The organism is Pseudomonas sp. P4_B3 (assembly GCF_056402295.1).
The window spans coordinates 25,973-37,606 of record NZ_JBFUHR010000027.1 but is presented as its reverse complement, the minus strand read 5'-3'; the positions used below and the strand labels follow the sequence as shown (position 1 = coordinate 37,606).

Sequence of the window (11,634 nt, the reverse complement as noted above, 5' to 3'; positions counted from 1 at the left end):
GTAGATTTGATGCACTGCCCTGAACGGGCCTGGCACAAGGCAAACAACCAGCGGCGCAACCGCGAAAGTTTCAGTTCCATACCAGCAGCTCCGCAGGGGTGGGGTTGTAGGCGTTGCACGGGTTGTTCAGTTGCGGGCAGTTGGAGATCAGCACGATCACGTCCATCTCGGCCCGCAGGTCGACGTACTTGCCCGGTGCCGAGATGCCGTCTTCGAAGGTCAGGCCGCCGTCGGCGGTGACCGGCACGTTCATGAAGAAGTTGATGTTCGGCCCGATGTCGCCCTTGCCCAGGCGGCCATCGTGAGCACAGGCGCGCAGGTAGTTGTCGCGGCAGCTGTGCATGTAGCGTTTTTCCAGAGCGTAGCGCACGGTGTTGCTCTCTTGCGCACAGGCGCCACCCAGGGTGTCGTGACGCCCGCAAGTGTCGGCAACGATGGTCAGCATCGGCTTGCCGAGGTTGGAATACAGCACGCTGTCGGTGCTCAGGTACACGCTGTTCTGCCGGCGCAGGGTGCGCTGCACGTCGTAGCGTTCCTTCGGGTTGGCAACGCTGTAGAACAGGGTGTCGACAGCCTGGTTACCCTCCAGGTCGAGGATGCGCAAAGTCTGGCCGGCCTTGACCTCCATCAGCCAGGGCTCTCCGGCGGGGATGGTGGCGCGGTAGACGGCCGTTTCAGGCGACTGTGGAGCGGTGGCGATTGCGAGTGACATGGCAGCGATCCTCAGGCGAACAAACGGTCGGTGTTGATGAATCCACGCTCGTTTTCCGGGCGCGAGGTGCGGCAGTGTTCGGCGACGCTGGCGTCGGCGTTCATCCAGCTGAGCTTCAAGGGCTTCGGTGCGTATTGCGGCGACGGATCCATCGGGTGCTGCAGGGCGGTGAGTACCACCAGGGTGTCCATCGGCGCGTACAACTCGATGTAGTCGCCAGCCTTGGAATTGCCTTCGACGAAGTGGAAACGCCCGGCGTCATCGACGTTCACGCGGCTGAACAGGTTGAGGGTCATCAGCAGCTCGGACAGGCCCAGCCCCCACTTGCCCAGTTCCACCAACAGGTTGTCGGTGCCATTGCGGAAGAAGCCGTTGCGCAATTCCTGATAGCGGCCGGCGCCGTACTTTTCTGTCACTTCTTCAGCGCAGAGCACGCCGCCCAGGCTGTCGCTCCAGCCGCAGGTGTCGGCGGTGATGGCGGCCAGCACGCGGCCCATGTCCGAGTACAGGCAGTGGCCGGCGGTGAGCTTGGCGGTGTGTTGGCATTTGAGGCTGTCGGGCAGGTTCAAGCGCTCGGTTTTTTCATTGGCGTTAAGCAACGTCAGGCTGACGTTGGCGCCGCCGCGCAGGTCGGTCAGGCGCAGCAGTTGGCCGCGCTTGAGCACGAAGGAACGATGGCTGCCGCCGGGGAGCATTTCCTCGGCGAAGGGCGGGAACAGTCGGGTCGAATCAGTCATGGGCAAAACCCTCTCAAGCGGTTCGAAGTGAGCCCGCCAGTTGCACTGGCAGGGCGTCGACGGCGGCACGGTGGGTGCGGCGGTCGCTGTTCAAAGGGATGTCGTAGGTGATGCGTGCGCCATAGCGGCCGGGTGCATGCGGGTCGAGACGGACCTTGTCGAACACCAGCAAGCGGGTGCCGAGGCTGAAGCCTTCGGACAGGTCATGGGTGACCATGAACACTGTCAGTCGGGTCTCGCGCCACAACTCCAGGAGCAAGGCGTGCATGTCTTTGCGGATGCCCGGGTCGAGGGCGCCGAACGGTTCGTCGAGCAGCAACACCCGCGGCTTCATGATCAGCGCCTGGGCGATGGCCAGCCGTTGTTGCATGCCGCCGGAGAGCTGCGCCGGGTACTTGTCCAGCGAGTGGCCCAGGCCGACTTTGTGCAGCAGCACCGAAGCCTGTTCGCGGGCCTCTTTTTTCGCGCTGCCAAACAGGCGTCCAAGCAAACGCGAACGAGGCAGTTCAAGGCCGAGAGCGACGTTGTCCAGTACGCTCAGATGCGGGAACACCGAGTAGCGCTGGAATACCACGCCACGGCTGGCGTCCGGCTCTGCGGCCAAGGGCTGGCCGTCGAGCAGGATCTCGCCGCGACTGGCGCGTTCCTGGCCGAGCAGCAGGCGCAGGAAGGTCGATTTGCCGCAACCGGAGGCACCCACGAGGGTGCAGAACTCACCTTCGTTGACGTTCAGGTTCAGGCCTTCAAGCACCACTTGATCGGCGTATTGCTGCCAGACGTTTTTAACGGTGATGAAACTCATTTTGCGGCCCCTTCATACCAGGGAAAGGCACGGCGGGTGAGGTACTTGAGGCCCCAATCCATCAGCCAGGCGAGCAGGGTGATCCACACCACGTAGGGCAAAATCACGTCCATCGCCAGGTAGCGGCGCACCAGGAAAATCCGGTAGCCGAGGCCGTCGGTGGAGGCGATGGCTTCGGCGGCAATCAGGAACAGCCATGCCGAGCCGAGCATCAGTCGCAGCGAGATCAACAACCGTGGCAGCAGTTGCGGCAGCACCACCCGCAGCATCAGGGTCCAGGTAGACGCGCCGAGGGTCTGAGCCTTGATCAGCAGTTCCACGGGAATTTCCCGGGCGCGCTGTTCCAGGTCCCGGGCCAGCGCCGGAGTAATGCCGATCACGATCAGCATCACTTTCGACAACTCACCCAAACCGAAGACGATGAACAGGATTGGCAGGATCGCCAGCGGTGGCACCATCGACAGCACGGTCAGCAAGGGTGACAACGGCGCACCGAACAACGGCAGGGTACCGGCGGCGATGCCCAGGCACAGCCCGGCCAGGGCGCTGATGCCCAGGCCAATGGCCAGACGCTGCAGGCTGGACGCCGTGTCCTGCCAGAGCAGGTATTCGCCGGTGCGGCTGTCGGCCACGAACGCCAGGCGTTTCACCGCATCGGTCATCTGCACGGCACTGGGCAGCAGCTTGTCGTTGGGGTTGTCCGCCAGTCGCTCGGCCGAGCCCGTGAAGTAGGCGAACAGCACCAGGGCGAACGGCAGGATCACCAACAGCAGGCGACTCGGGCGGTCCGGGTGATGGTTGATCAGACGCATGGCCGGTTCTCCTGATTACAGCTTGGCGTCGGCGGCCATCTGCACGTAACTCGGGTCGAAGCGCAGCTTGAGGTTGCCCTTGTCGCCGCTGGTCACGCCGTTGGCGAAGGCCATGCCGACCGCGCTGGTGTCTTTGGCGCCTTCACCGAGCAAGCCGTGCTGGAACGAGAACTCGGCGACCTTGCGCATGGTTTCCGGCAGTTGCTTGCTGGTGCTGAACGCCAGGGCTTCCTTGGGCGTGGCGAACAGCCTGGTGGTGTCCAGTTGTGCCTGGAAACCCGCCAGGTCAGTGCCCGAGGCTTTGGCCATGTGTTCCAGCGCGGCTTTGCTGGCGGCGTTTTTCGCGCTCATCAACTCGACCACTTCGAACCAGGCGCCAGTCAATGCCTTGCCCAGGGCCGGGTTGTCTTTGAGGGTGGCGCTGTTGACCACCATCATGTCCATGATTTCGCCGGGGATCTGGCTGGAGTTGAACACCTCGGTCACGGCAGGCTTGGCCTTGATGTCCGAGAGCATCGGGTTCCAGGTGGTAACGGCGTTGACCTGATCGGTGTTGAAGGCGGCCGAGATATCGGCGTCGGAGGTGTTGACCACTTTCAGGTCTTTCTCGGTGAGGTCCACCGAATCCAGAGCCCGGGCCAGCAGGTAATGGGACACCGACAGCTCCACCAGGTTGACGTCCATGCCCTTGAGGTCGGCGACTTTTTTGCCTTCGCCCTTGAGCACGATGCCGTCGTTGCCGTTGGAGAAATCGCTGACGATCAGCGCAGTGCTGTCGACGCCGCCGGCGGCCGGAATGGTCAGCGCGTCCATGTTGGTCATGGTGCAGCCGTCGAATTGGCCGGCGGTGTACTGGTTGATGGATTCGACGTAGTCATTGAGTTGCACCACGTCGATCTTGATGCCGTACTTTTTCGCCCATTTATCGACGATGCCCTGGCTGCCGGCATATTCCCACGGCATCCAGCCGGCGTAGATCGTCCAGCACACGCTGAAGTGATCTTTCTGGGCGGCCTGGGACGAGACGCTCACGAGGGCTGCGAACGCAGCGGCGAGCAGGGCGGGTAAACGAAGTTGGGACATGGTGGTTCTCCAGTTGATCAGGGACGGACAGGAAGGCAGCGGCACCGCGAACGGTGGCTTGTCTCCCGGGCTTTTGTCCCGCCGTGTAACCTCAACTGGAGGTCGCCAACTCTCGGACCAGTCACTCGCGATTGCGAGCCGGAACCCTAGTCAGCCATTGCAAATTGTGGTGCCGCGAACCTGTAGTGACGCCTGCACATTTTTTTGGAACAAGTGCGCTAAAGCGAGAGACGTGCCAAGTTGGCCCGAGCGCTCTAGCGTGGGGGACAGGGAGGTCGACGGTGTTGATTGGAAAGACGCACCGCCTTGTGATGGTGCGCTGGTGCACCGCATTGGAACCTGTCCGCCGCTGATCCGAAGGTGGGTGCGACGTTGCACTTGGCAGAGATTTACCAGTCAAAACAGATGTCAGCCGGTCTGTGCCGACTGCTGTCACAGGTCTTTACGGAGGCCGCCATGTTGCGTCGATTGTTGCTCGGTGCAGTGCTCGGTTTTGGATTGTCTGGCTGCTACTACTACGACTATCCAGCGGACGTCTATGGGGCACCTTATTACTACCCCGGTTACTACTCGCCCTATTACTACGGTTACTACGGCCCACGTTATTACGGTGGTTATCGCTCCTATTACTACGGTGGGCATGGTTACTACGGTGGTCACGGCTATCGCGGCGGTGGGCATTACGGAGGTGGATATCATGGCGGTGGATTTCACGGTGGCCACCGTTAATCAGGGCGTGAATGGATGAAAAACCTTTCATCGGCCAGATGTTTCTACTTGTTTCGGGGGCGCACCAGATTCCGAATTCGATGTCTGATATTTCGACAGTCACTGAACATTTGACTGTCGCCTGCCAGCGTCGCTGGTGTGGCTTACCCGCGGTCCAGGAGGCCGCCATGTATCGCCGAATTCTTCTGCTAGCTGTGTTGGGATTGTCCCTTGGTGGGTGCGTGCCTTACTACGACGAAGGAGGCAGTTACTACAGTTCCGAAGTCTATACCTCGCCTGCACCAACCTATTACGCCGGGGGGAGTTCCTACTATTCCAATGGTTACTACACGCCGCAGCCTCGGTATTACATGCCGCCAGCGCGGTATTACCAGCCGACACCGCGTTATTACTCTCAGCCGCGGATGTATCAACCGTCCCCACGCTATTACCAGCCATATCGGGGCGATTACCGGATGCATCAGAACCATGGCTGGGACGGCCGTAACCGCGGGGGCTGGAACAATGACTATCGCGGTCACGACGGGCGCAACCATCGTGGCGGACGTGGCGATCACAACTGGCGGGGTAACCACCGCTAATCATTCAGTCAAATACAAAACCTGTGGGAGCGAGCCTGCTCGCGATGGCGGTGTGTCAGACACTCCGTCTTCGCGAGCAGGCTCGCTCCCACAATTTGTTTAGTATTCGGATAAATCCGCCAACGGATGCCGACCTTCCCACGCCTTGTGAAAATGCGCCTCTACTACCGCGTCCGGCACGTTGTTGATATCTGGCCAGTGCCAGTGCGGCTTCTGATCCTTGTCGATCAACCGGGCACGTACGCCTTCGCTGAATTCCGGATGACGACAGCAGTTGAGGCTCAGGGTGTATTCCATCTGAAAGACTTCGGCCAGCGACAGGTGCCGGGCACGGATGATCTGCTCCCACACCAGATGAGCGGTCAGCGGCGAGCCTTCGCTCAAGGTCCTGGCCGCGCGGCTCAGCAACAGGTCGGAGTGATCGCGCAAGGCGCTGATGGCCTTCCAGGCGCAACGCACGTCGCTGACGTCCAGCAGCTCGTCGATCTGCTGTCGGCGCGGCAGCCACTGGGCCTCGGGCATCTGCGCCACGGCTTCCTGCTGCAAGGCCTTGAGCAGGCTGTTGAGCTGCATCGGTGTCTGTTCCTGCCAGTTCAATTGCAACAGGCCTTCGATCAATTCCGGCTTCTGCTCATCGAGCAGGAAACGATCGGCCAGGTCCAGGTCGATGGCATCGCGGCCGTTCATGTGCGCACCGGTCAGGCCCAGGAACAACCCGAGCTTGCCGGGCAGGCGCGACAGAAACCAACTGGCGCCAACATCCGGGTACAGGCCGATGCCGATCTCCGGCATGGCCAACCGGCTGCTCGGCGTGACGATGCGGATGCTTGCCCCTTGCAACAATCCCATGCCACCACCGAGCACATAGCCGTGGCCCCAACAGATCAACGGTTTCGGGTAGGTATGAAGTTTGAAGTCCAGGCGATATTCCGCCGCAAAAAAGTGCGCGGCCAGTAGTGGCACTTCCCCGGGCTGCTCGCGGCAGGCTTCCACCAGGCTGCGCACTTCACCCCCGGCGCAAAAAGCCTTGGCGCCATTACCGCGCAAGAGGACGCAGACGATCTGCGGGTCCTTGGCCCAGGCCTCCAGGCGGTCGCGCAGGGCGTTGATCATTGGCAGGGACAGGGCGTTCAGGGATTTTTCGGCATCCAGGCTGGCGATGCCGATGCGTGCGCCGTCGGTGCCGGTGAGTTCTTCGAAGTGCAGATTCATCGTGACCTCGATCGGGAATTTGAGGGTTAAGTATGATCGCTGTGTGGGAAAGTGCCGGATCTGCGTCAGATCAATTGACAAGCGTGATGCGCTTTCCTAGGGTTCGCCCCATTGTTTTTGCCGGATGTAACCATGACTGCTGAAGACCGTATCAAACTCGAACCGAGCTGGAAGGAGGCACTGCGTGCCGAATTCGACCAGCCCTACATGGCAGAGTTGCGAAACTTCCTGCAACAGGAGCGGGCGGCCGGCAAGGAGATCTATCCGCCGGGGCCGATGATCTTCAACGCGCTCAATTCCACGCCGCTGGACAAGGTCAAAGTGGTGATCCTCGGTCAGGATCCTTATCACGGTCCGGGACAGGCCCATGGTTTGTGCTTCTCTGTACAACCTGGAGTACCGGCGCCGCCGTCGCTGGTGAACATTTACAAAGAACTCAAACGCGACCTGAACATCGACATCCCCAACCATGGCTACCTGCAGAGCTGGGCCGATCAGGGCGTGCTGATGCTCAACACCACCATGACCGTCGAGCGGGCCAACGCCAATGCGCACAAGGACAAGGGCTGGCAATTTTTCACCGATCGAATCATTGAAGTGGTCAGCCAACAACAACCGCACCTGGTGTTCATGCTGTGGGGCGCCCATGCCCAGAGCAAACAGAAGCTGATCGATGCCACCAAGCACCTGGTGTTGACCTCGGTGCACCCGTCTCCGCTGTCGGCCTATCGCGGCTTCCTCGGATGCGGGCACTTCGGCCGGACCAACAAGTTTCTCGAACAGAACGGCGAGACGCCTATCGAGTGGCGTCTTCCATCTGTTTGAAAAAAGCATCGTCGGAACGCCGCCCGGAGCCGGCTCACTCCTACATTGAAATGCGTTCCCTGTAGGAGTGAGCCTGCTCGCGATGAAATTGACTCGGTCTTACTCCGGATTCCGGTTCCAGTACTTGAACAACGGCTCCGCCAGAAACAGCACAAACAACAACCGCATCACCTGCATCGCCGTCACCAGCGGCACCGACAGTTGCAGGGTTTCCGCCGTCAGGCTCATCTCGGCAATACCGCCGGGCATCATGCCCAAAGTCAGTGAACGCAGATCCAGATGGGTCATCGCACTCAAACCCAATGCCGCCACCGTGGCGATCAGCATGGTCAACACCGTGCCGATCAAGGTGCGCCCCATGAACGATGGCGCACGCCGGAAAAACTGCCGGTTGAAGTGACAGCCCAGACCGCTACCGATCAACCATTGACCGATCTGGCTAGCGCCATTGGGCAAACCGATGTGCAGATCCCAGCCGATGCTGACTGCCGCGCTGACCAGCAACGGTCCGAACAGCCAGGGGTTGGGTTGACGCAGGCGTTCCCAGATCCAGGCCGCCAACGCTCCAGCGGGAAACAACACTGCCAGCCAGCGCCAATCGATGCTGCCGACATGGGAAATCGGCGCACCGTCGCCCAACAGATACTTGAAGGCTGCCGGTACGCACAGCACGACCACCAACACCCGCAAACTCTGCCCCGCCGCCACACGGCTGAGCACCGCACCATTGCGGGCGCCGAGGTTGACCATCTCCCCGGAACCGCCGGGCATGCTGGAAAAGAACGCCGTGGCGCGATCTTCACCGGTGCGGCGCATCAGCCACACGCCGACGACCGCCGACAGGCTGGTGACCAACGCACCGAAGAAGATCAGACCGAAATGACTGAGTACCTGCTCCATCACCAGCGGGGTGAAATGCAGGCCGATACCGATACCGACGATCCACTGGCCGCACTTGCGGCCGCCAGGGATTTCCGCCAATTGCCAGGGTGTCAGGCAGCGCACGAGGATGATCGCCAGCAACGAGCCGACCATCCACGGCAAAGGCCAGCCGACCTGGCTGGCGAGGTAACCGCCCAGCAGGCCGACCAGCGGGGTTCCCCACCAGAGTTTGAAGGGGAACCGATCAGACATCGGCGATAACGCGTTGCGCGGCCGAACGTTTGCGCCAGATGCGGATGAGCGGCATCAGCAGCATGATCGCCGTCAGCACCCAGCAACCGAAGGTGATCGGGCTCGACCAGAGGATTTCCAGCGCACCGTTGGAAATCGACAGGGCGCGGCGCAGGTTCTGTTCCATCAGGCCGCCGAGGATGAAACCCAGCAATACCGGCGACAGCGGGAAGTCCAGCTTGCGCAGGATATAACCGAAGATGCCGATGCCGATCATCAGGAACAGGTCGAACGTTGTCGCGTGCACCGCGTAGACACCAATCCCGGTAATGATCGCGATCACCGGCACCAGTGCCCAGTTCGGCACGGCGAGGATGCGGGTAAAGATGCGGATCATCGGGATGTTGAGGATCACCAGCATCACGTTGGCGATGAACAACGAAGCGATCAGGCCCCAGACGATGTCCGGTTGCTGTTGGAACAGCAGCGGGCCCGGAGTGATGTTGTACAGCGACAGGGCGCCGATCATCACCGCCGTGGTGCCCGAACCTGGAACGCCGAGGGTCAGCATCGGCACCAGCGCACCGCAGGCCGCGCCGCCGATGGCGGTTTCCGGGGCGGCGAGGCCGCGCATGTCACCTTGACCGAATTTGCCGCCAGTACCGGCGATGCGTTTTTCGGTCATGTAGGCCACGGCACTGGCCAGGGTCGCACCGGCACCCGGCAACACGCCCATGATAAAACCCAGTACGCCGCAACGGATGTTCACCACGAACACCGACGCCGCTTCCTTGAAGTTGAACATCATGCGGCCGGTGGCTTTCACCGCTTCCTGGCCGTGGTGGGTTTTTTCCAGCAGCAGGAGGATTTCGCTGATGGAGAACAGACCGAGCACCAGCACGACGAACTGGATGCCGTCAGTCAGGTGGATGTTGTCTCCGGTGAAGCGATACACACCGCTGTTGGCGTCGATGCCGACGGTCGACAGGAACAGACCGATCAGCGCCGCGATGAACGTCTTCAGCGGACGGTCACCGGCCATGCCGCCGAGGCAGACAATCGCGAACACCATCAACACGAAATATTCCGCGGGGCCGAAGGCAATCGCCCATTTCGCCAACAGCGGGGCGAACAGCACCATGCCGCAGGTCGCGATAAAGGCACCGATGAACGAGCTCCATGCCGACAGCGACAGTGCTACACCGGCCAGGCCTTTGCGGGCCATCGGGTAACCGTCGAGGGTGGTCATCACGGTGGACGCTTCGCCCGGGATGTTCAGCAGGATCGAGCTGATCCGGCCGCCGTATTCGCAACCCAGGTACACCGCTGCCAGCAGAATCAGCGCCGACTCCGGTGGCAGGCCGAGGGCGAATGCGATCGGGATCAACAGTGCCACGCCGTTGATCGGCCCCAGGCCCGGCAACAGGCCGACCACGGTGCCGATCAGGGTGCCGCACAGCGCGGTCACCAAGTTGTACGGGCTCAGCGCGACGCCGAAACCCTGACCCAAATAGCCAAGAGTATCCATATCAGTTCTCCAGAACGTCGAGCACGCCAAGCGGCAGCGGCACGTCCATCAACTTGTCGAACAGCAGGTAGAGGCCGACGGCCATCAGACTGATGATCACGATGCTTGGCACCCAGCGACCGCCATACAGACGGGCCATGGGCACGCCGATCAGGATGCTGGCGACGATGAAACCCAGGGGTTCGAAGGTGCCGGCGAACACCAGCAACAGCACCACGCAGATGCCGATCTTGGTCAGGGTTTCGCGGTCCAGCGGCGGCTCGTCAGCACTGTGCTTGATCGGTGCCGGACGGAACACCATGTACAACAGTGCCGAGCCCATCAGGCCGAGCATCAGCAATGGAAAGGCCCGAGGCCCCACCGGTTCGTAGGAAAAAGCCGCTTGATACGGCCATGCCATCAGCGCCAGGCCGAGACAGACCAGCAACAGCACTGAAGCAAAAATGCGTTGTAAGAGCATGGGGAACTCCTGTGCCGCGACTCCGCCAAACGGAGCCGCGGCCGCTAGACAGAGGCGATCACTGGATCAGGCCGAACTCTTTGGCCAGCACTTTGTAGTCCGCGACCTGCTTCTTCACGTAAGTGTCCAGCTCCGGGCCGGTCAGGGCGAACGGGAAGAGCTCGCGCTGATCGCGCAACTTGGCGAAGTCTTCGGAAGCCAGCAGTTTGTCGAAGGCCGCTTTCCACCAGGCGTAGTCTTCGTCGCTGACTTTTGGCCCGAGGTAGAAGCCGCGCACCACCGGCCAGACGATGTCGTAGCCTTGCTCGCGGGCTGTCGGAATGTCCTTCATTTCCGGCTCGTCCAGGCGTTTGTCGGAGAACACCGCCAGCAGGCGCATGTCGCCGCTCAGGATGTGCGGCATGGAGTCGGAGATGTCGGTGCTGCCGACCTGGATGTGGCCACCGAGCAGGGCGGTGGCAATCTCGCCGCCACCTTCGAGGGCGACGTAACGCAGGTCACGCGGGTTGATTCCGGCGGCCTTGGCGATCAGCGCGGTTTGCATCCAGTCCTGACTGCCGACGGTGCCGCCGGAACCGATCACTACTTTGCTCGGATCTTTCTTCAGTGCCTGAACGAGGTCGTCGAGGGTCTTGTAAGGCGAATCGCTTTTCACCGCGATGGCGCCATAGCTGGTGCCAACGGCAGCGAGCCAGCGAACGTTGGTTTCATCGAAACGACCGAATTTGCCTTGGGCCAGGTTCAGCAGCGAACCGCTAGACCAGGCCACCAGGGTGCCAGCATCGGCCGGACGCTGGGCGACCACCGCGTTGTACGCCACCGCGCCGACACCGCCGGGCATGTAGGTCACGCGCATCGGTTTGGTCAGCAGCTTTTCGTTGACCAGTGCGCTTTGCGCCAGTTTGCAGGTCAGGTCGAAACCACCGCCGGGCGAGGCCGGGGCGATGCATTCCGGACGTTTGGGTTCGGCGAGCGCTTGGCCGGTGAGCAGCAGGACGCTGGCGGCGAGGGCTAGTTTACGCATTGACAGGTTCATTCAA

General features: G+C 61.4%; 13 protein-coding genes and 1 riboswitch. Of the genes, 3 read left to right on the top strand and 10 right to left on the bottom strand.

The window, feature by feature from the left end; translation table 11 throughout:
* Window positions 1–70: 70 nt before the first annotated feature.
* From AC1DWG_RS26365 to AC1DWG_RS26345, 5 genes are read right to left on the bottom strand one after another with little or no spacing between them, the layout of a single operon-like run.
* Window positions 71–712: an urea amidolyase associated protein UAAP2 gene (locus tag AC1DWG_RS26365; protein WP_477765106.1), complete on the bottom strand. Its 642-nt coding sequence runs from the start codon at window positions 710–712 to the stop codon at window positions 71–73.
* An 11-nt stretch (window positions 713–723) separates the two neighbouring features.
* On the bottom strand, window positions 724–1,449 hold the full coding sequence (locus tag AC1DWG_RS26360) for an urea amidolyase associated protein UAAP1 (RefSeq protein ID WP_477765107.1): 726 nt from the start codon (window positions 1,447–1,449) through the stop codon (window positions 724–726).
* A gap of 13 nt (window positions 1,450–1,462) precedes the next feature.
* A complete protein-coding gene (locus tag AC1DWG_RS26355; RefSeq protein WP_477756186.1) occupies window positions 1,463–2,251 on the bottom strand; it encodes an ABC transporter ATP-binding protein in 789 nt (262 codons plus the stop codon).
* The gene (locus AC1DWG_RS26350) at window positions 2,248–3,063 is read right to left on the bottom strand and encodes an ABC transporter permease (RefSeq protein WP_477765108.1); all 816 of its coding nucleotides are present in this window, start codon (window positions 3,061–3,063) and stop codon (window positions 2,248–2,250) included. The genes AC1DWG_RS26355 and AC1DWG_RS26350 overlap by 4 nt, the downstream gene beginning before the upstream one ends.
* Before the next feature lie 15 nt (window positions 3,064–3,078).
* Window positions 3,079–4,146: a putative urea ABC transporter substrate-binding protein gene (locus AC1DWG_RS26345; RefSeq protein WP_477765109.1), complete on the bottom strand. Its 1,068-nt coding sequence runs from the start codon at window positions 4,144–4,146 to the stop codon at window positions 3,079–3,081.
* A 60-nt stretch (window positions 4,147–4,206) separates the two neighbouring features.
* A riboswitch (guanidine-I (ykkC/yxkD leader) is annotated at window positions 4,207–4,307 on the bottom strand.
* 295 nt (window positions 4,308–4,602) lie between these two features.
* On the opposite strand from AC1DWG_RS26345, the gene AC1DWG_RS26340 reads away from it, so the two are divergent.
* Together AC1DWG_RS26340 and AC1DWG_RS26335 are read left to right on the top strand one after the other, a co-directional pair.
* Complete coding sequence (locus tag AC1DWG_RS26340) at window positions 4,603–4,875, top strand: hypothetical protein (RefSeq protein ID WP_223458309.1); 273 nt, start codon at window positions 4,603–4,605, stop codon at window positions 4,873–4,875.
* Between the two features lie 167 nt (window positions 4,876–5,042).
* Entirely contained in the window at window positions 5,043–5,456 is a 414-nt protein-coding gene (locus AC1DWG_RS26335) for a hypothetical protein (RefSeq protein ID WP_477765110.1), read from the top strand.
* Between the two features lie 99 nt (window positions 5,457–5,555).
* Here the strand turns inward: AC1DWG_RS26335 and AC1DWG_RS26330 are convergent, their stop codons facing one another.
* Window positions 5,556–6,668: an enoyl-CoA hydratase/isomerase family protein gene (locus tag AC1DWG_RS26330; RefSeq protein ID WP_477765111.1), complete on the bottom strand. Its 1,113-nt coding sequence runs from the start codon at window positions 6,666–6,668 to the stop codon at window positions 5,556–5,558.
* 132 nt (window positions 6,669–6,800) lie between these two features.
* On the opposite strand from AC1DWG_RS26330, the gene ung reads away from it, so the two are divergent.
* Window positions 6,801–7,493, top strand: coding sequence for a uracil-DNA glycosylase (gene ung, locus AC1DWG_RS26325; RefSeq protein ID WP_477765112.1), 693 nt, complete (start codon window positions 6,801–6,803; stop codon window positions 7,491–7,493).
* A 99-nt stretch (window positions 7,494–7,592) separates the two neighbouring features.
* Here ung and AC1DWG_RS26320 read toward each other — a convergent pair whose 3' ends face one another.
* The 4 genes from AC1DWG_RS26320 to AC1DWG_RS26305 are packed head-to-tail and all read right to left on the bottom strand — an operon-like array spanning window position 7,593 to window position 11,630.
* Window positions 7,593–8,627, bottom strand: coding sequence for an AbrB family transcriptional regulator (locus tag AC1DWG_RS26320; protein WP_477765113.1), 1,035 nt, complete (start codon window positions 8,625–8,627; stop codon window positions 7,593–7,595).
* On the bottom strand, window positions 8,620–10,134 hold the full coding sequence (locus AC1DWG_RS26315) for a tripartite tricarboxylate transporter permease (RefSeq protein ID WP_477765114.1): 1,515 nt from the start codon (window positions 10,132–10,134) through the stop codon (window positions 8,620–8,622). The genes AC1DWG_RS26320 and AC1DWG_RS26315 overlap by 8 nt, the downstream gene beginning before the upstream one ends.
* Window position 10,135: 1 nt before the next feature.
* Complete coding sequence (locus tag AC1DWG_RS26310; RefSeq protein WP_046041541.1) at window positions 10,136–10,594, bottom strand: tripartite tricarboxylate transporter TctB family protein; 459 nt, start codon at window positions 10,592–10,594, stop codon at window positions 10,136–10,138.
* A 58-nt stretch (window positions 10,595–10,652) separates the two neighbouring features.
* A complete protein-coding gene (locus AC1DWG_RS26305; protein WP_477788553.1) occupies window positions 10,653–11,630 on the bottom strand; it encodes a Bug family tripartite tricarboxylate transporter substrate binding protein in 978 nt (325 codons plus the stop codon).
* Window positions 11,631–11,634: the final 4 nt, after the last annotated feature.

Excerpts from the sequence above, each read along its gene's own strand:
- AC1DWG_RS26365 (WP_477765106.1), bottom strand. The coding sequence starts at position 712 with ATGTCACTCGCAATCGCCACCGCTCCACAGTCGCCTGAAACGGCCGTC.
- AC1DWG_RS26360 (WP_477765107.1), bottom strand. The coding sequence starts at position 1,449 with ATGACTGATTCGACCCGACTGTTCCCGCCCTTCGCCGAGGAAATGCTC.
- AC1DWG_RS26355 (WP_477756186.1), bottom strand. The coding sequence starts at position 2,251 with ATGAGTTTCATCACCGTTAAAAACGTCTGGCAGCAATACGCCGATCAA.
- AC1DWG_RS26350 (WP_477765108.1), bottom strand. The coding sequence starts at position 3,063 with ATGCGTCTGATCAACCATCACCCGGACCGCCCGAGTCGCCTGCTGTTG.
- AC1DWG_RS26345 (WP_477765109.1), bottom strand. The coding sequence starts at position 4,146 with ATGTCCCAACTTCGTTTACCCGCCCTGCTCGCCGCTGCGTTCGCAGCC.
- AC1DWG_RS26340 (WP_223458309.1), top strand. The coding sequence starts at position 4,603 with ATGTTGCGTCGATTGTTGCTCGGTGCAGTGCTCGGTTTTGGATTGTCT.
- AC1DWG_RS26335 (WP_477765110.1), top strand. The coding sequence starts at position 5,043 with ATGTATCGCCGAATTCTTCTGCTAGCTGTGTTGGGATTGTCCCTTGGT.
- AC1DWG_RS26330 (WP_477765111.1), bottom strand. The coding sequence starts at position 6,668 with ATGAATCTGCACTTCGAAGAACTCACCGGCACCGACGGCGCACGCATC.
- ung (WP_477765112.1), top strand. The coding sequence starts at position 6,801 with ATGACTGCTGAAGACCGTATCAAACTCGAACCGAGCTGGAAGGAGGCA.
- AC1DWG_RS26320 (WP_477765113.1), bottom strand. The coding sequence starts at position 8,627 with ATGTCTGATCGGTTCCCCTTCAAACTCTGGTGGGGAACCCCGCTGGTC.
- AC1DWG_RS26315 (WP_477765114.1), bottom strand. The coding sequence starts at position 10,134 with ATGGATACTCTTGGCTATTTGGGTCAGGGTTTCGGCGTCGCGCTGAGC.
- AC1DWG_RS26310 (WP_046041541.1), bottom strand. The coding sequence starts at position 10,594 with ATGCTCTTACAACGCATTTTTGCTTCAGTGCTGTTGCTGGTCTGTCTC.
- AC1DWG_RS26305 (WP_477788553.1), bottom strand. The coding sequence starts at position 11,630 with ATGAACCTGTCAATGCGTAAACTAGCCCTCGCCGCCAGCGTCCTGCTG.